14 protein-coding genes and 3 pseudogenes are annotated in these 17,389 nt (G+C 69.6%); 8 read left to right on the plus strand and 9 right to left on the minus strand.

Annotation, left to right across the window (positions count from 1 at the left end):
* Position 1: 1 nt before the first annotated feature.
* Both cobM and Q5696_RS10730 read left to right on the plus strand, forming a co-directional pair.
* Positions 2 to 751 (plus strand): precorrin-4 C(11)-methyltransferase, encoded by a 750-nt coding sequence (gene cobM, locus Q5696_RS10725; RefSeq protein WP_305091360.1) that lies wholly within the window; start codon positions 2 to 4, stop codon positions 749 to 751.
* Positions 752 to 759: 8 nt separating this feature from the next.
* Entirely contained in the window at positions 760 to 1,509 is a 750-nt protein-coding gene (locus Q5696_RS10730) for a cobalt-precorrin-6A reductase (RefSeq protein ID WP_305095236.1), read from the plus strand.
* A 159-nt stretch (positions 1,510 to 1,668) separates the two neighbouring features.
* Here the strand turns inward: Q5696_RS10730 and Q5696_RS10735 are convergent, their stop codons facing one another.
* The gene (locus Q5696_RS10735) at positions 1,669 to 2,337 is read right to left on the minus strand and encodes a TetR/AcrR family transcriptional regulator (protein ID WP_305091361.1); all 669 of its coding nucleotides are present in this window, start codon (positions 2,335 to 2,337) and stop codon (positions 1,669 to 1,671) included.
* A 69-nt stretch (positions 2,338 to 2,406) separates the two neighbouring features.
* Between Q5696_RS10735 and Q5696_RS10740 the strand changes: the two genes are divergently transcribed.
* The 3 genes from Q5696_RS10740 (at position 2,407) to Q5696_RS10750 (ending at position 4,644) form a co-directional block, all read left to right on the plus strand.
* Positions 2,407 to 3,327 (plus strand): alpha/beta fold hydrolase, encoded by a 921-nt coding sequence (locus tag Q5696_RS10740; RefSeq protein ID WP_305091362.1) that lies wholly within the window; start codon positions 2,407 to 2,409, stop codon positions 3,325 to 3,327.
* Between the two features lie 404 nt (positions 3,328 to 3,731).
* A complete protein-coding gene (locus Q5696_RS10745) occupies positions 3,732 to 4,421 on the plus strand; it encodes a rhomboid-like protein (RefSeq protein WP_305091363.1) in 690 nt (229 codons plus the stop codon).
* Positions 4,422 to 4,431: 10 nt separating this feature from the next.
* Complete coding sequence (locus Q5696_RS10750) at positions 4,432 to 4,644, plus strand: DUF4287 domain-containing protein (RefSeq protein WP_305091364.1); 213 nt, start codon at positions 4,432 to 4,434, stop codon at positions 4,642 to 4,644.
* A gap of 8 nt (positions 4,645 to 4,652) precedes the next feature.
* Here Q5696_RS10750 and Q5696_RS10755 read toward each other — a convergent pair.
* The 4 genes and pseudogenes from Q5696_RS10755 to Q5696_RS10770 form a co-directional block, all read right to left on the minus strand.
* Positions 4,653 to 5,335 (minus strand): annotated as a pseudogene (locus Q5696_RS10755) (sterol desaturase family protein).
* Positions 5,336 to 5,337: 2 nt separating this feature from the next.
* A pseudogene (locus Q5696_RS10760) lies at positions 5,338 to 5,936 on the minus strand (FadR/GntR family transcriptional regulator).
* A gap of 53 nt (positions 5,937 to 5,989) precedes the next feature.
* A pseudogene (locus tag Q5696_RS10765) lies at positions 5,990 to 6,601 on the minus strand (DUF6226 family protein); the annotation flags it as partial.
* Positions 6,602 to 6,629: 28 nt separating this feature from the next.
* The gene (locus tag Q5696_RS10770) at positions 6,630 to 6,806 is read right to left on the minus strand and encodes a hypothetical protein (RefSeq protein WP_305095411.1); all 177 of its coding nucleotides are present in this window, start codon (positions 6,804 to 6,806) and stop codon (positions 6,630 to 6,632) included.
* A gap of 23 nt (positions 6,807 to 6,829) precedes the next feature.
* Here Q5696_RS10770 and Q5696_RS10775 point away from each other — a divergent pair, with 23 nt between their 5' ends.
* Positions 6,830 to 7,039, plus strand: a complete 210-nt coding sequence (locus tag Q5696_RS10775; protein ID WP_305091365.1) for a hypothetical protein — start codon at positions 6,830 to 6,832, stop codon at positions 7,037 to 7,039.
* A 92-nt stretch (positions 7,040 to 7,131) separates the two neighbouring features.
* On the opposite strand, the gene cobJ is transcribed toward Q5696_RS10775, so the two are convergent.
* The 3 genes from cobJ to cobG are packed head-to-tail and all read right to left on the minus strand — an operon-like array spanning position 7,132 to position 10,425.
* Positions 7,132 to 8,619, minus strand: coding sequence for a precorrin-3B C(17)-methyltransferase (gene cobJ / locus Q5696_RS10780; RefSeq protein ID WP_305095237.1), 1,488 nt, complete (start codon positions 8,617 to 8,619; stop codon positions 7,132 to 7,134).
* Positions 8,620 to 8,639: 20 nt separating this feature from the next.
* The gene (locus Q5696_RS10785) at positions 8,640 to 9,266 is read right to left on the minus strand and encodes a precorrin-8X methylmutase (protein WP_305091366.1); all 627 of its coding nucleotides are present in this window, start codon (positions 9,264 to 9,266) and stop codon (positions 8,640 to 8,642) included.
* Between the two features lie 19 nt (positions 9,267 to 9,285).
* On the minus strand, positions 9,286 to 10,425 hold the full coding sequence (cobG, locus tag Q5696_RS10790; RefSeq protein WP_305091367.1) for a precorrin-3B synthase: 1,140 nt from the start codon (positions 10,423 to 10,425) through the stop codon (positions 9,286 to 9,288).
* Between the two features lie 206 nt (positions 10,426 to 10,631).
* Between cobG and Q5696_RS10795 the strand changes: the two genes are divergently transcribed.
* Complete coding sequence (locus tag Q5696_RS10795) at positions 10,632 to 14,246, plus strand: cobaltochelatase subunit CobN (protein WP_305091368.1); 3,615 nt, start codon at positions 10,632 to 10,634, stop codon at positions 14,244 to 14,246.
* Between the two features lie 9 nt (positions 14,247 to 14,255).
* Here Q5696_RS10795 and Q5696_RS10800 read toward each other — a convergent pair whose 3' ends face one another.
* A complete protein-coding gene (locus Q5696_RS10800) occupies positions 14,256 to 14,897 on the minus strand; it encodes a dihydrofolate reductase family protein (RefSeq protein ID WP_305091369.1) in 642 nt (213 codons plus the stop codon).
* A 160-nt stretch (positions 14,898 to 15,057) separates the two neighbouring features.
* Between Q5696_RS10800 and Q5696_RS10805 the strand changes: the two genes are divergently transcribed.
* Positions 15,058 to 17,367 carry an FHA domain-containing protein gene (locus tag Q5696_RS10805; RefSeq protein WP_305091370.1) on the plus strand — a complete coding sequence of 770 codons (2,310 nt, stop codon included), beginning with the start codon at positions 15,058 to 15,060 and terminating at the stop codon, positions 17,365 to 17,367.
* Positions 17,368 to 17,389 lie beyond the last annotated feature (22 nt).

Raw genomic sequence — 17,389 nt, forward strand, 5'->3', positions numbered from 1 at the left:
CATGACCGTCCACTTCATCGGCGCCGGACCCGGCGCCCCCGACCTCATCACGCTGCGGGCCTCGCGGATCATCGCCGAGAGCCCGGTGTGCCTGTACGCGGGCAGCCTGGTGCCGGCGGAACTGCTCACCCTGTGCCCCGACGACGCCGACGTGATCGACACCGCCCGCATGAGTCTCGACGAGATCATCGAGCAGATCATCGCCGCCGACGCGGCGGGCCTGGACGTCGCCCGCCTGCACTCGGGTGATCCGTCGATCTATTCGGCAGTCGCCGAACAGGTTCGACGCCTCGACGCCGCCGGCGTCGCCTACGACATCGTGCCCGGCGTGCCCGCGTTCACCGCGGCCGCCGCCGCGCTCGGCCGGGAACTGACGGTGCCCGGGGTGTCGCAGTCGATCGTGCTGACCCGGGTGTCGACGCTGTCGACGGCAATGCCTCCCGGCGAGGACCTACGCTCACTCGGGCGCAGCGGCGCCACCATGGTGGTCCATCTGGGGGCGCACCGCATCGAGCAGATCGTCGAGGAACTGTCGGAGAACTACGGATCCGAGTGCCCGGCCGCGGTGGTCGCGTTCGCGTCGCGCCCCGACGAGATCGTGCTGCGCGGCACTCTCGCCACCCTCGTCGACCAGGTACACGCGGCCGGCGTCACCAAGACCGCGGTGGTGATCGTGGGCCGGGTCCTGGCCGCGGAGGGGTTCCCGGACAGCTACCTGTACTCGGCCACCCGGTCCCGCACCACCCATTGAAGACACAGTTGCGTCGCGTCCTGATCCTGGGCGGCACCCGTGAGGCCCGCACACTGGCCGCGCGGCTCGACACCGCCCCGGACGTCGAGGTGATCTCGTCGCTCGCCGGCCGGGTCCGGGAACCGGTACTGCCGGCCGGTCAGGTGCGGATCGGCGGGTTCGGGGGCGTCGACGGCCTCACGGACTGGCTGCGCGGCAACGACATCGACGCCGTCGTCGACGCCACCCACCCGTTCGCGGCCCGGATCACCGCGAACGCGGCGGCCGCGACCCGCACGGTAGGGATCCCGCTGCTGGTGCTGCGGCGTCCCGAATGGGTTCCCGGACCGGGGGACCGCTGGCACGTCGTTCCGGATCTGGCGGCGGCCGCCGAGGCGGCGGCGAGCCTGGGGGAGCGGGTGTTCCTCACGATCGGACGGCAGGGTGTGGACGCGTTCGCGGACCGCCCGGGCCGGTTCCTGATCCGGGCCATCGACCCGCCCGACGGTCGCCTGCCCGCGGATGCGGAGGTGCTGCTGGCGCGCGGCCCGTTCACGGTGGCCGACGAGATCACGCTGATGGGGGAGCGGGGCATCGACGTCGTCGTCACGAAGAACAGCGGGGGAGCGCTCACCTCCGCGAAACTCGAAGCGGCCCGCCACCTGGGGATTCCCGTCGTGGTGGTGGCCCGCACGCCGATCCCGGACGGGGTCGCGTCCACCTCCGACGTCGACGAGGTCGTCGCCTGGGTTGCGCGGCACCGCGGGGGACGCGAGTGAGTGCTCACGAAGATGTGCGGACCACCGGCCATTTCGACGGTGTCGACTTCGTGGACTTCTGGAACGACGGGAATACTCGCGGAACCGGTACGTCGAGCTCGCTCCAAGCGACGAGCTGATCGCGGCGGGGGAGGGAAGTGCCGTCCCGCTCCTCGTCGGCTAGATGTTCGTTGGATGGGCGGACAGCTGCTTCGTGCCGAGTATGCGGTCCAGGAGCCGGTCGACAAGGTCGACCGCCAGCTCGGGAGTGTAGTGGCCCGGGAGCATCCCCTGGGCGATTCCGCCGATGGCCGCCAGGACGAGTTCGGCATCGAGCTCCGGATCTACTGACGGCTCGAGGTGCTGGGTTCGCCGGAGTTGTTCTGCCACAACCGCAACCAGGGCTCGCGGTGCCGCCAGCGTTTCCTCTGCGGTGATGCCGTTCCCGGAGATCGATGCCGTGTTGAAGGCGCCGAGGACGATCGCTTCCTCTCGTCGCGCGTCGTCCAGTGGAAGCAGTTCGTTCAGCAAGGCGCTGATGGCCTCCCGCGGCGTCGCGTCGCTGCCCAGAGCTTCCCATCGCTGCATGAATCGAGCGGCCGCGGTCTCCATGACCGATCGGTGGGTGGCGAGGAGGAATTCCTTTTTGGTCCCGAAGTAGTACTGCACGAGTCGGACCGAGATTCCGGCTTCAGCGGCGACGGACTGAAAGGTCACCGCTTCCAAACCTCCGTCGACGATGACTCGACGCACAGCGCCGGTGATCTCACGCCGCCGGACCTCGTGGTCGACCAATCGTGGCACAGGAACCGCCCGCCTCTCTTCGCGCCCTTCCGCGCCGAACGTCAAATTTTGATGGTATGAACATATCCTATAAGTGATACGTTCATACCATCAACGCACACGAGAGGGAGGCTCATGCCGAAGATCGGGCGGTTCAAGAACGACGCGTCACGTGAGGCGCACCGGCGCGCTTACCAGGCAATGGAAGCTCTGTGGCCGGTTCCGTCAACTCAGCTGGATATTCCGACAACGTTCGGGTCCACGCATGTCCGACGGTCCGGCTCCGGCGACAAGACGCCGGTCGTCCTGCTGCACTCGGTCGGGGCCAACAGTCTGCAGTGGCATTTTGCCGTCGAGGACCTCGGTCGGGACCGGGTCGTGTATGCGCTCGACACGATCGGAACCGCGGGCCTGAGCGTGCAAACCGCTCCGCTCGCCACGGAGTCGGACTTCGCCACCTGGATCGGCGATTTGCTGAACGAACTCGGCCTGGACCGCGTTCACCTGGTCGGATACTCCCACGGCGCCTGGCACGCCGCTCTCGTGGCGCTCCACGCGCCGGACCGGTTGGAGAGCGTCACCCTGATCGAACCCGGTGGCGTATTCGACAAGCCGTCCTGGGGTGTGCTGTTCAAGATGATCCGCTTCGGGATGCGCCGCACCGACGAGAACATGCGGAAGATGAACGAGTGGATGACCCCGGGCTACGACATTCCCGAGTCGCAGTTCGCCTGCGCGAAGGAGGCATTGAACTATCGGCCCGGGATCGGCTGGGCGCGGGTGCTCGGGGACGACGAGGTGCGGTCCATCACCGTTCCGGCTCTGGTGATCTACGGCGCCGAGACCGTGGTCGCCGCCCCCGAGCGCACTGCGGCGCGTATCGCAGACCTCCTGCCTCGAGCGGAGGTTCAGGTCTACCCCGGCACCGGGCACGGCATCCTCGGGCAGATCCCGGACCGAGTGATTCCCCGCATTTTGCAGTTCGTGCAGAACCATGATCAGTCGGACGAATCGAAGGCCGAACGAGCACAGAATCGGAGGAATTCTGCCTCCTGATCGGGGGATTGCCGCGGCGCCAGCGTAGTTGACGAAGGCCGCTTCGTGGGGACCCGCGGCCGGCATTCCGACCGCCTGCCGGGGTGGGGAGTGGTGCGACGGCTGGCCCATGAGAGCAACGACGAAAGCACGCAATCCTCGGCTGACATGCATGTTTCGCGGTCCGATCTCCGCCAACTGCCACCAGATCAGAACTTCGCATAGGACGGAATATGTGGAATTACCGAATATTCACCGGACGTCGCGCAATCCCACCATTCACGACCGGTCTCACTTCACCTCCGACCTCACCAACTTCCAAGACGGAAAGGGCTCCGGGGACGAAAGGGGAGTGATCGTGGTACAGGATCGAAACGGTCGTCGAGTAGGCAGATCGGCGGGGCGATCGGGGTCATACTGATGCGATGGAAGCCGTGCAACGGTTCCGGGCGTCGCAGATTCCGGACGCGGTCGGGGGATATGTCCGCCGCGCGCCGGGAACCTTCGTGTGGCTTGCGATCCTGCTCGTGACGACGATCGTGATGCATCGGCTGTCGCCGGCGGCGCTGGATCATGTGCTGGGCAACCGCTCGACCAATCTGCATCATCTCCGTGAGGATCCGATCCGGGTCCTCGTGACCAGTGCGTTCTGGCTCGCCGGTGGTGGCTGGCTCGGATACTTCGTTCTGTTCAATCTCTTCCACGTCCCGGTCGAACGGTGGCTGGGGACGTGGCGGTGGCTGGCCGTCGCGGTGATCTCGCACGTCGGTGCGACGTATCTCAGCGAGGGCGTGTTGTATCTGGCGATCCACAACGGTCAGGCACCGGCGTCCGCCGTGAACACCCTGGACGTCGGGGTCAGCTACGCGCTGGCCGGGGTCACCGCGGTGCTCGCGTACCGGATCGCGTCGCCGTGGCGGTACGTCTACGTGGCCGGTGTGCTGCTCGTCTACGGGCTGCCCCTGTTCGGCACGCTGACGTTCACCGACATCGGACACTTCACCGCCGTCCTCATCGGCTTCGCGTGCTATCCACTCACGAGGGCCCGGCCCGGAACCTGGAATCCGGAGGAATGGGCGAGCGGGATCCGCGCGCGTGTCGTAACTCGCCGGTAGCGTGCCTGCCATGAGCGAACCGGTGAAGGGTCCCGCGTCCTACTTTCCGTCGATCGAGAAGAAGTACGGCAAGCCGATCAGCGAGTGGCAGAGCCTGATTCGCTCGTCTGACCTCACCAAGCACATGGAACTGGTGAACTGGCTCAAAGCGGAGCACGGCCTGGGACACGGTCATGCCAATGCGCTGGTCGCGCACACGTTGAAGGAGGACGCTGCGGGCTGACCGGCTCTCTACGCGTCGGCGACGTCGAGGCCGTGGAGGCGTTTCGCGGTCGGCGACTTTTCGACGGTGTCCGGGTCGGGTTCGGTCCCGAACATCCGGTCGGCGGTGCCGGACGTGGTGACCGTGAACCAGTAGTGCTCGTTGCGGTAGTGGTGGTTTCGGTGATGGCGCCACGTCGCCTTGTACAGCGCGGTCTTCGGCTTGTAGTCGGTGTGGATGAGGAAGTGGGTCCACTCGTAGCCGAGGCCCAGTGCGGTGAGGACGACGAGGAACGTCAACCCCAGTTCGATCCGGGGAATCACGAGCAGTGCGACCGCGAGCAGCAGCGGTACCAGCCACACGAACACCGGTGCGGGGATGAAGTCCAGCGGAATGTTCCGTGGATTCCCGTGGTGGGCGCGGTGTTTGCGGGCGAGCAGTGGGTCGATGGTGAGCCCGGCGATCTTCTGGGGCGCCAGTGCAGCACGAAGACGTGGATGATCCACTCCAGCACCGGGAACAGCGCGAGCATGATCGCGGGGACGAGCGCGTCGGCCCAGGTCCAGTGGCCCAGCGCGACCCGGGCACTCAGGGCGCCGACCAGGAGCGTGGCGATGATCCACGGGCTCGGGTGGCGGACGAATTCGCGTCCCGCGCCGGACAACAATGTGACATCGCGTCCGAACGCGGGCGAGTCGTGGCGGGTGGTCATGGCTACTCCCCGGATTCGCTGTGGGTGGAGTCGAGTGCGGACGCCAGCAGGATCGTCGCGGGTTCCAGTAGGGCATGCGCGGCGGCGAACGCATCCTCGGGATCGCCGCGTCGGACGGCGTCGGTGATCGCGCGGTAGCGGTCGACCTCACTCACCTCGGCGGCCATCACCACCGCGAGTGCGTCGAGCATCGGTTCGTACGCGGCGCGCAGGGTGTTGAACATGAGCCGGAACATGATCGAGTCCGCGCCGTCGACGATCAGGTCCCAGAAGTCGAGGGCGAGGCGCTGCCGGGCCACGGGATCGGTGTCGGTGTCGAGCGCGTCGACGACGGCGTCCAAGGTGTTTGCCGTGGACACCGTCGCGCGCTGCGCCGCCAGTTCGGCGACCTTCGGCCCGTTCCAGAGGCGGGCCTCGAGGATGCTGTGGGCCACCGCCGGATCGATCGCCCCGCCGGTCGGGACACCCCGAGTGCCTCCACCATCCGGCGCTTGCCGACCAGCGTCTCGCCGGGTGCCAGGCTGCCCGCGACGACGCCGTCGAGGAGTTGGTCGAACACGTCGTCGGGGATCGACTTGCGGCGCACCGGCATGAGATCCATGTCACGACGCTAGGTCGGGTCGAGTGAACTGGTCAAGTGGTCGGACCAGTGGTTCATCGGGAACGATAGCGCTGTGCGCTGCCCGGCGGCCCGTCGCGGCGCAGCAGTCGATCCAGCATCGTCCGCGGAAACGCGGCTTCGGGGTGGCGATGCCCGATTTCGGGCGGGATGGGGCGCGCGGTCCAATCCGCGGGCCACGGTGCCGCCGAGAACGACATGGCTTCCTCCAGATGCTGGACCGTGCCGCCGTGGCCACCGAACGATGAGCGAATCGAGGAGCGGTCGGCAGTGACATCGACCCGGAGGGACCCGGCGACCACCGACAGCACCCACCTGTCCATCTCCTCGAGCAGTGCGGCGGATCCGCTGTCGCACCCGTCGCATCCGCAATCGGGAAGCTCCGCCAACGTCACTGCCGGGTCGCCCGCCGCGACCGTGACGGTGACGATGTGGTCGCTGTCCACCGGGGTGTGGGTCGTCAGTACCAGGGGGACCGCACCGTCGGCCGCGGGCTCGAGGACGGTGTCGGCACCGCCGGGCTCCATCGGGCGGAGCGCCCAACGCGCCTGCGCTGCTTCTCGCGCCCAGCCGCGGTCGAGGAGAACCGTCGTCCACGCTCGCGCCCGGGCCACCACGATCAGGAACTTCTCCGGGGCGGTAAGGCGCTCGTACGCTGCCTCGTCCGGCTCGGCGTCATCGCTGTGCGGGTTCGGCCACCCCGGTGACCACGAACGCCGCGTCGACGTCGTCGAGCAGTTCGCAGATCGCCGGCGAGAGCACCGATGCATCCGCGCCCCAGCCGGTTTCGTGCATGCGTCGAACACCGTCGTTGTAGTCGTCCCACCATGACCGACTCGGAGCTTCACCCACCGCAGGGACGGTACCCGGCAGGGATGAGTGCGCACCTGTGGTGGCCCGACGACAAGGCCTGGTGTGTGGCAACGGACATCGACCTGATGTCCACCTACCTCGGCGCTTCCGAGGAGTGCGTCGCCGCGGTCCTGGCCGACACCGGGCTCGAAGCTTTCCCGGCACGGGCCGACCGAACACTGACCTGGGACGGTGACACCGTCAACCCGCTGCCGACGGAGCGATACAGCTGATCCGTGCTCGGCCACCGCCCCACGGGAGTTCACGGCACGCGCACTGTGTGAAAGCGTGCCGTGAACTCCCGTTCGCGGATTGTGGTGCGGTGTCAGGCCGGGTAGGTACGGGGTGTGAACACCGTCGTCCCCGAACCGGTCTCGACGATCCGGGTCTGTGACGAGCCGACGATGAGCAGGCAGCGCATGTCGACGTCGGCGGGGTCGAGGTCGGCGAGGCGGACGATCGTGATGTTCTCCTCGGAGCCGGCGATGTCGCGGCCGATGATCACCGGGGTGTCGGGGGAGCGGTGTTCGAGGACGAGGTCGCGCATCGCGGCGACCTGCCAGGTGCGGGACTTCGACGCCGGGTTGTAGACGGCGAACGCCATGTCCGCGGATGCGACGGCGGAGACGCGTTTGGCGACGATGTCCCACGGTTTGAGCCGGTCGGACAGCGAGATCATCGCGTAGTCGTGGCCGAGGGGGGCGCCGACGCGGCTGGCGACGGCGTTGGCGGCGGTCATGCCGGGCAGGATCCGGACCGGCACGTCGCGCCACTGGTCCTCGGCGGCCACTTCGAGGACGGCGGCGGCCATCGCGAACACGCCCGGGTCGCCGGAGGAGACGACGGCGACGCGGGCGCCGCGCTTGGCCAGGTCCAGGGCCATGGCGGCGCGTTCGGCCTCGACGCGGTTGTCGCTGGCGTGCCGGCGCTGCCCGGGCCGCACCGGGACCCGGTCGATGTAGGTGGTGTAGCCGACGAGGTCGGTGGCGGCGGCGAGTTCGCGGCGCACCTCCGGGGTGGTCCAGGCCTGATCGCCGGGTCCGAGTCCGACGACGACGACCTCGCCGCGGGCCGGTTCGGGTGCGGTGCGGTTGTTGAGTGGGCTCGGGACGACCGCGATCGAGAAGTAGGGCACGTCGGCGTCGTCGACGTCGGCGGCCGCGGCGACCTTCTGGCGGTCGGTGCTGGCGCGTTCGACGTAGCGGGCCTCGTCCAGGCGTCCGGCGTCCGAGAGTGCCTGGCGCACAGCCGGATAGGTGCGGCCGAGTTTCATGATCGCGGCGGCGTCGGTGTCGCGCAGGCGTCGGGTCAGCTCGTCCTGCGGCAGGGTGCCGGGCAGGATCGTGAGGACCTCGTCGGCCTCGACGAGTGGCTCGGCGAGTGCGGCGGACGCGGCCTGCACGGCGGTGACGCCGGGGATGATCTCGGTGTCGAAGCGGCCGGTGAGCCGCTTGTGCATGTGCATGTACGAGCTGTAGAACAGTGGGTCCCCGGCGGCGAGGAGTGCGACGGTGCGGCCGGCCGCGAGGTGCGCGGCGAGCCGTTCGGCGGCCTGCTCGTAGAACTCGTCCATCGCGCCCTGGTAGCCGCCGGGATGGTCGACGGTCTCGGTGGTGACCGGGTAGATCAGGTGTTCCTCGATCTGCCCGTCGCGCATGTAGGGGGCGGCGACGGCGCGGGAGATGCTGCGGCCGTGGCGGGCCGAGTGGAAGGCGATCACGTCGGCGTCGGCGATGACGCGGGCGGCCTTGACGGTCATCAGTTCGGGGTCGCCGGGGCCGATCCCGACACCCCACAGTTTTCCGGTGGTCATATCGTCCGTCACGCTGTTGTTCATTCGATTTCGTTCGCGATCGCGTTGAGGGCGGCCGCGGTGATCGCGGAGCCGCCGCGGCGGCCGCGCAGTACCAGGTGCGGCAGGCCGGCGGGATGCTCGATCAGCGCTTCCTTCGATTCGACCGCGCCGATGAACCCGACCGGGCCGCCGACGATCGCCGCGGGCCGTGGGGCGCCGGCCTCGATGAGGCTCAGCAGGTGGAACAGGGCGGTGGGGGCGTTGCCGATCGCGACGACGGCGCCGTCGAGCTTGTCGCCCCACAGTTCGAGTGCGGCCGCCGACCGGGTGTTGTCGATGGCCTTCGCCAGGACCGGGGTGCGGGGGTCGTCGAGCATGCACAGCACGTCGTTGTTGCGGGGCAGACGCTTGCGGGTGACACCGGCGGCGACCATCTTCGCGTCGCACAGGATCGGGGCGCCGCGGCGCAACGCTTCCCGGGCGTCGGCGACGACGTTCTCGGTGAAGGCGATGTCGTCGACCAGATCGACCTGACCGCTCGCGTGGATCATCCGGACCACGGCCTGCGAGACGTCGGCGGGGAACCGCGAGAGGTCTGCTTCGGCTCGGATGGTGGCGAAGGACTGGCGGTAGATCTCCGCGCCGTCGCGAATGTAGTCGATCATGCGCCACACGATAGAGGCATCAAGAACCGGTGTTTTCCACCCGGTAACCGTCGGCGGTCGCGACGACGTCTGTTATCTCGCCGCGGGGTCGCCCGCACCGGCGCTCGCACCCGGACCAGTGCCGGCGTTCCCCGGCCGGGATCTCGCCGGCGGCGATCGCGGCCTGCGCGTCGGAGCGGACGTCGGCGAGGGACTTGGCGCAGCCGGGGCGTCCGGTGCAGGCGCTGACCTGCAGGTACGGTGAGGCGGCGTCGAAGATCAGGCCCATCGGGGCGAGGACCCGGACCACCTGTTCGGCGACGCCCTCGTCGAGGTCGGGGATCAGGATCGACCGCCACGGGGTGATCACGAGGGGGTGGTCGACGGCGGCGAGGAACTCGGCGAGCCGCGCCGGGAGGGTGCCGAACGCGAGCCCGGCGGCCAGGGTGACACGGCCGTCGGGCTGATCGAGCCAGCCGATGGGGCCGCCGTCGACGGCGTCGGGCAGGGCGATCGGGTCGGCGTGGTCGAGGCCGAGCCGGGCCAGGACCGTGGCGGGGCCGTCGGGGAGCTCGTGGAGGCGCCACGCGTCGCCGCGGATCTCACCGAAGATGCGGGCCGCGTCGAGGAGGGTGTCGACGGCGGTGTCGGTGGTGAGCCGGGCGCCGGTGTCGGCGCCGGCGAGGATCAGGGCGAGGCGGCCGTCGTCCAGGGCGTGGACGCCGGCGTCGCCGCGCAGCCCCGAGAGGTCGCCGCGGCCGTCGTCGAGGGTGAACAGGATGCGGCCGGGCAGCGCGGCCAGCGCCGGGTCGGCGCACAGCCGGGTGTCGAGGGCGGTGACCAGGGGGCGGACGTCGACGTGCCCGCCGATGCGTCCGGACAGGGGGGAGGCGAGGATGTTGCGGACCCGTTCGTGCGTGGTCGACGGCAACAGTCCCGCGTCCTCGATGCGGCGCGCGAACTCGCCGGGATCGGCGACCGCGCGCAGCTGCAGGTTTCCGCGGGACGTCAGTTCGATCTCGCCGTTGCCGAGCGTGTGGGCGGCGTCGGCGAGGACCTGGATCTGCGGGGCCGTGATCAGCCCGCCGGGCAGCCGGACCCGGGCCAGCGGCCCATCGGCGGCGACGTGGACCTGCAGGGCGCCCGGACAGCGGTCCGGGCCGGAACGTGGAGAGGACACGTCGTCCAGGCTAGCCGGGTAGCCGAGGTGGACCCGGGTGCCCGGTAGGATCACCGGCGACCGCGGCAGGAACGGAAACCGGTGTGAGTCCGGTGCGGTCGCGCCACTGTGAAAGCCAGACCCGTTCCCGCCGCACGAAACCGTTCCCGAGAACGTCTCTCGCCGGAACCTTGCCGTGGGGCGCGAAACCCCAGAAAGGCTGCACAGTGATCCTGCTGCTGTCGACGTCCGACACCGATCTGCTCAGTGCCCGCGCTTCCGGCGCCGACTACCGGTGGGCCAACCCGGCGCGTCTCCTCGTCTCGGAGGATCTGCCCCGGCTCCTCGACGATGTCGACCTGGTCGTGGTCCGCATCCTCGGTGGCCGCCGGGCCTGGGAGGACGGCATCGACGCGGTCCTCGCGTCCGGGTTGCCGACGGTCGTCCTCGGCGGCGAACAGGCCCCGGACGCGGAGTTGATGGAATGCTCGACGGTCCCCGCCGGGATCGCCGCCGAGGCGCACACGTATCTCGCCGAGGGCGGTGCCGACAACCTGCGCCAGCTGCACCACTTCCTGTCCGACACGGTGCTGCTCACCGGGTTCGGTTTCGAACCTGCGGTGCACCTGCCGACCTGGGGTGTTCTCGAGCGCGAGGCCCGGGAATCGGACGGCGCCGGGCCCGATTCCCCCACGGTTGCGGTGCTCTACTACCGCGCCCAGCATCTGGCGGGGAACACCGCGTACGTCGAGGCGCTGTGCGGGGCGATCGAGGAGGCGGGGGCGACGCCGCTGCCGATCTTCTGCGCGTCGCTGCGCACCGCGCCCACCGATCTGCTCGAGACCCTGGGCGGCGCGGACGCGCTGGTGGTGACCGTGCTGGCGGCCGGCGGCACCAAACCGGCGAACGCGCAGGCCGGCGGTGACGACGAGGCGTGGAACGTGGCCGAACTCGCCGCGCTGGACGTGCCGATCCTGCAGGGACTGTGCCTGACGTCGAGCCGGGCGGACTGGGAGGCGAACGACGACGGCATGTCGCCGCTGGACGTGGCGACGCAGGTCGCGGTCCCGGAGTTCGACGGCCGCCTGATCACGGTGCCGTTCTCGTTCAAGGAGGTCGACGCCGACGGGTTGACGGCGTACGTGCCGGATGCCGAACGCGCTGCCCGGGTCGCGGGGATCGCGGTCCGGCACGCGAAGCTGCGTCGAATCCCGAACGGGGACAAGAAGATTGCGTTGATGCTGTCGGCGTACCCGACGAAGCATGCCCGCATCGGCAACGCCGTCGGCCTGGACACCCCGGCGTCGGCGATCGACCTGCTCACCGCGATGCGCGAGCACGGCTACGATCTCGGACCCGAGGACGGCGACGACGCCCTGCCCGGTCTGGCCGCGAAGGACGGGGACGCCCTGATCCACGCGCTGATCGCGGCGGGCGGACAGGACCCGGACTGGCTCACCGCCGAGCAGCTCGAGGGCAACCCGATCCGCATCTCCGCCGCCCGGTACCGGCAGTGGTTCCAGACGCTGCCGCAGGACTTCCGCGAGGGTGTCGAGGAGCACTGGGGTGCCGCACCCGGTGAACTGTACGTGGACCGCTCGTCCGACCCCAAGGGTGAGATCGTCATCGCCGCGATCCGGGCCGGGAACGTGGTGCTGATGGTGCAGCCGCCCCGCGGGTTCGGGGAGAACCCGGTCGCGATCTACCACGACCCGGACCTGCCGCCGAGCCACCACTATCTGGCCGCGTACCGGTGGATCGCGGCGGAGACGGATGCCGGCGGATTCGCGGCGGATGCGATCGTGCACCTCGGCAAGCACGGCAACCTCGAGTGGCTGCCCGGCAAGACGCTCGGCATGTCGGCGTCGTGCGGCACCGACGCCGCGCTCGGCGACCTGCCGATGATCTACCCGTTCCTGGTCAACGATCCGGGCGAGGGCACACAGGCCAAGCGCCGCGCCCACGCCACCCTCGTCGACCACCTGATCCCGCCGATGGCGCGCGCCGAATCGTACGGTGACATCTCCCGGCTCGAGCAGCTCCTCGACGAGCACGCCAACATCTCCGCGCTCGACCCGGCGAAGCTGCCGGCGATCCGCCAGCAGATCTGGACGTTGATGCGGGCCGCGAAGATGGACCACGACCTGGGGTTGAGCGAGCGTCCCGAGGAGGACGTGTTCGACGACATGCTCATGCACGTCGACGGCTGGCTGTGCGAGATCAAGGACGTCCAGATCCGTGACGGCCTGCACGTCCTCGGCACCGCCCCCGACGGCGACGCCGAGGTGGAACTGGTGCTCGCGATGCTGCGGGCCCGGCAGATGTGGGGCGGCGAGCAGACCGTGCCCGGTCTGCGGGAAGCACTGGGGCTCAGCGAATCCGGCGACGAAGCTCGCGGGCGCGTCGACGAGATCGAGGCGCAGGCGCACGCGCTGATCGCGGCGCTGGCCGAGACGGACTGGGATCCGGCCGTCGTGGACGGTCTGCACGACGACGACATTGTCCGGCAGATCCTGCGGTTCGCCGCGACCGAGGTGGTGCCGCGGCTGCGGCAGACCTCCGGCGAGATCGACCAGGTGCTGCACGCCCTGAACGGCGGTTTCATCGCGGCCGGCCCGTCCGGGTCGCCGCTGCGCGGGCTGATCAACGTGCTGCCCACCGGCCGCAACTTCTATTCCGTCGACCCCAAGGCCGTCCCGTCACGGCTGGCGTGGGAGACCGGGCAGGCGATGGCCGACTCCCTGCTCGCCCGCTACCTCGTCGACCACGGGACGTATCCGCAGTCGGTGGGTCTGTCGGTGTGGGGGACCTCCGCGATGCGTACCTCCGGTGACGACGTCGCCGAGGTGTTCGCCCTGCTCGGGGTGCGCCCGGTGTGGGACGAGGCGTCCCGCCGGGTGGTCAGCCTCGAGGTCATCGACCTCGCCGAACTGGGCCGTCCCCGCATCGACGTCACCGTCCGTATCTCCGGGTTCTTCCGGGACGCGTTCCCGCACGTGCTGGCGTTGCTGGATGACGCCGTCCGCCTCGTCGCCGGCCTCGACGAGACCCCCGAGCAGAACTACGTGCGGGCGCATGCGCAGGCCGACCTGGCCGAACACGGCGACGACCGCCGCGCCACCACCCGCATCTTCGGCTCCAAACCCGGCACCTACGGCGCCGGTCTGCTGCAGCTGATCGACTCGAAGAACTGGCGCGACGACGCCGACCTCGCGCAGGTGTACACCACGTGGGGCGGCTACGCGTACGGCCGTGGCCTCGACGGCGTCCCCGCCGGCGACGACATGCGCTCCGCCTACAAGCGGATCGCGGTGGCCGCGAAGAACACCGACACCCGCGAACACGACATCGCCGACTCGGACGACTACTTCCAGTTCCACGGCGGCATGGTCGCCACCGTCCGCGCCCTGACCGGGCAGGATCCGGAGGCGTACATCGGCGACAGCACCCGCCCCGACGCCGTCCGCACCCGCACGCTGTCGGAGGAGACCGCCCGCGTCTTCCGGGCGCGGGTGGTCAATCCGCGCTGGCTCGACGCGATGCGCCGCCACGGCTACAAGGGCGCCTTCGAGATGGCCGCGACCGTCGACTACCTGTTCGGCTACGACGCCACCACCAACGTCGTCGCCGACTGGATGTACGAGAAACTCGCCGAGACGTACGTCCTCGACGACACCAACCGCAAGTTCATGTCCGAGTCGAACCCGTGGGCGCTGCACGGCATTTCCGAACGTCTGCTCGAGGCCGTCGAACGGAACATGTGGGAGGATCCGGCGCCCGAGATCCTCGACGGCCTGCGGCAGGTGTATCTCGAGACCGAGGGCGAACTCGAGGGCGAGTAGGCCGACCGGCTACTTCCGCCAGAACAGGTGGTGGGTCACCCCGCTCGGACTGGGCACCGTTTCCAGGTGGAATCGGTCGCGTAGTTCGTCCGGGGTGTCCCACAGCCGCAGCCCCGACCCGAACCTGATCGGGGAGACGGCCACGTGCATCGTGTCGACCAGGTCGGCGTCGAGGAACTCCCGGACGGTGGTGACCCCGCCGCCGAGCCGGACGTCCCGGCCGGCCGCCGCCTCCTTCGCTCGGTCGAGAATCTCGGCCGGGTCGCCGGCCACGAAGTGGAAGGTGGTCTCGCCGCGGGTGATCGACGGCCGCGGGTGATGGGTCGCGACGAACACCGGCGTGTGGAACGGCGGCTCCTCGCCCCACCAGCCCTCCCAGTCCAGGTTCTCCCACGGGCCGCGCTGCGGGCCGAACTTGTGGCGGCCCATGATCTCGGCGCCGATGTTGTGGGAGAAGTCGCGGGTGAAGTAGTCGTCGAGGCCGCGGCTGCCGCCGGGATCGGTGCGCATGGGCCAGCTCGCGGTCGCGCCCGCCCACGCGAACATCTCACCGTGGTCGAGACCGAACGGGCTCTCGAAGGTCTGGTTCTCGCCGCAGGCGACGCCGTCGCTCGAGACGTTGAAATTCTGGACCCGCAGTAGCTGACTCATGTGACGCTCCGCTCTCGAAGATGGTGCCTACGAGAAGACCGACTCGCCGCACCGACGAAACTCATCATGACGCGGCTTCAGGTTCTGTCGGCGGTTTCCGAGGCGTGCGACGATGGAGAAGTCGACGCTCTACGCCCGATGCTGACCGGAGGCCGTGGCGATGGACGACTGGACGGGACACGAGCGCCCGCGGGTCGTGGTCGAGACCGAACACGGCCGCACGAGCTACGGTGCGGGCACCGCGGTACGCATCGGCCGGGACCCACAGTCGGAGATCACGATCGTCGACCCGGTGGTGTCACGCGAGCATGCGCGGCTCCGGTGGGACGGGGGATGGCAGCTCGTCGACTCCGGCAGCAGGAACGGGATCTACGTCGACGGCGAACGCCGCGACGAGGTCCCCGTCACGGACACCGTCCTCGTCCGCCTGGGCGACGCGGCCGAGGGACCCGCCGTGCGGATCTCGCTCGAAGACCCCGACGCGACACGACGGGACGTGGGCAGTCGAGGGGACGAGTCGACGATCGACGTGGCGGCCCCGACCGCCTCACCCCCGGCACCGCACGAGACCGTCCCCGCGGGAGCCCTCACGATCGGACGGGCCCCCGACAACGACATCGTGGTCCGGGACGTGCTGGCCTCACGCCGTCACGCGATGGTCCACACCGGGCCGGCAGGCCTCGAACTCGACGATCTGGGAAGCGTCAACGGCACGTTCGTCGACGGCGCCCGGGTGACGCGCGCACGGCTGACCGACGGGGACGTCGTCACCATCGGTAACACCGACTTCGTCGTGCAGGACGGCCGTCTCGTTCCACGCCAGGGCGAGTCCTCGACCACGGGTGGTCTACGCGTGGACGGCGTCGGGCTCACCATCGAGGGCGGGCGGCGCCTGCTCGAGGACGTCACCTTCACCGCGGGCCCCGGCACCCTCACCGCGGTGATCGGGCCCTCCGGCGCGGGCAAGACCACGGTCGCCAAGATCGTCTCCGGTTCGGCAGGCCCCACGGACGGCGTCGTCGAATTCGACGGACGCAGCGTGCACACCGACTATTCGGTCCTGCGCTCCCGTATCGGCATGGTCCCGCAGGACGACGTCGTCCACCGGCAGCTGACCGTCCGGAGGGCCCTCGGTTATGCCGCGGAGCTCCGGCTGCCGCCGGACACCACCCGCGCCGACCGTGAGGCGGTGATCGCAGGGGTACTCGACGAACTGCAGCTGACCGAGCATGCCGACACCCGCGTCGATCGCCTCTCCGGCGGGCAACGCAAACGCGCCTCGGTCGCGCTGGAGTTGCTCACCGGCCCGTCCCTGCTCATCCTCGACGAACCGACCTCGGGTCTCGACCCCGCGCTCGACCGACAGATCATGGCGACGCTGCGCCGCCTCGCCGATTCGGGCCGCGTCGTCGTCCTCGTCACGCATTCGCTGTCCTACCTCGAGATGTGCGACCAGGTCCTGCTCCTCGCTCCCGGCGGCAAGACCGCGTATGTGGGGCCGCCCGACCGGGTCGGGAGCGCGCTCGGCAGTACCGACTGGGCCGACATCTTCGCCCGCGTCGCCTCCGACCCGGACGGGGTGTTCGCCGCGTACCGCGCCACCCGCACGGTCGCGGAGGTGCCACCGGCCCTGCCCGGGCCGCTCGGCTCTCCCGCGCACACCTCGCGGCGCAGGCAGTTGAGCACCGTCGCCCGCCGCCAGATGCGACTGATCCGCGCGGACCGCGGCTATCTGATCTTCCTGTCGCTGCTGCCGTTCGTGCTCGGCGGCCTGGCCCTGCTCGTGCCGGGCGACACCGGGTTCGGGCCGTCCGGTGCCGACGTGTCCGGCGAACTCACCCAGATCCTGGTGGTGCTGATTCTCGGCGCCGCCTTCATGGGTTGTTCCCTGACCATCCGCGACCTGGTCGGAGAGCGCATGGTCTACCAGCGCGAACGTGCCGCCGGGCTGCTACCGTCCGCCTATCTGGCGGCGAAGATCATCGTGTTCTGCGCCGCCGGCATCGTGCAATCGGTGATCATGGTGCTGATCGTCTACCTGGGCAAGGGGTTCCCCGGCCACGGCAGTGTGCTCCCCTCGGGCTCGATCGAACTGATCGTGGACATCGCCGCCACCACCTGCTGCTGTGTCGTGCTCGGACTGGCGTTGTCGTCGGTGGCGCGCTCGAACGAGCAGGTGCTGCCGCTGCTGGTGGTCACGATCATGGCGCAGCTGGTGATGTGCGGAGGATTGATCACGATCACCGGACGCGCCGTGCTCGAACAGGTCGCGTGGCTGTTTCCGTCACGCTGGGGGTTCGCGGCCGCCGCCTCGACGGTGGACCTGGTCACCAATGCCACCGGCACCGAGCCGGACACGCTGTGGCAGCACACCGGATCGTGGTGGCTGCTCAGCATCGCCGTGCTGGTGCTCATCGGTTGCGTGCTCACGGTCGTCACCTACAGTCGGCTCCGGTTGCGCCGCCGGTAGCGGTCGTTCGAGCTCGGCGACC

Source organism: Prescottella sp. R16 (assembly GCF_030656875.1).
In the GTDB taxonomy this organism is placed as follows: Bacteria; Actinomycetota; Actinomycetes; order Mycobacteriales; family Mycobacteriaceae; genus Prescottella.

Bases quoted from the DNA above. Each gene is read 5' to 3' on its own strand.
- cobM (WP_305091360.1), top strand. From the start codon at position 2: ATGACCGTCCACTTCATCGGCGCCGGACCCGGCGCCCCCGACCTCATC.
- Q5696_RS10740 (WP_305091362.1), top strand. From the start codon at position 2,407: ATGCCGAAGATCGGGCGGTTCAAGAACGACGCGTCACGTGAGGCGCAC.
- Q5696_RS10745 (WP_305091363.1), top strand. From the start codon at position 3,732: ATGGAAGCCGTGCAACGGTTCCGGGCGTCGCAGATTCCGGACGCGGTC.
- Q5696_RS10750 (WP_305091364.1), top strand. From the start codon at position 4,432: ATGAGCGAACCGGTGAAGGGTCCCGCGTCCTACTTTCCGTCGATCGAG.
- Q5696_RS10775 (WP_305091365.1), top strand. From the start codon at position 6,830: ATGAGTGCGCACCTGTGGTGGCCCGACGACAAGGCCTGGTGTGTGGCA.
- cobJ (WP_305095237.1), bottom strand. From the start codon at position 8,619: ATGACCACCGGAAAACTGTGGGGTGTCGGGATCGGCCCCGGCGACCCC.
- Q5696_RS10785 (WP_305091366.1), bottom strand. From the start codon at position 9,266: ATGATCGACTACATTCGCGACGGCGCGGAGATCTACCGCCAGTCCTTC.
- Q5696_RS10800 (WP_305091369.1), bottom strand. From the start codon at position 14,897: ATGAGTCAGCTACTGCGGGTCCAGAATTTCAACGTCTCGAGCGACGGC.
- Q5696_RS10805 (WP_305091370.1), top strand. From the start codon at position 15,058: ATGGACGACTGGACGGGACACGAGCGCCCGCGGGTCGTGGTCGAGACC.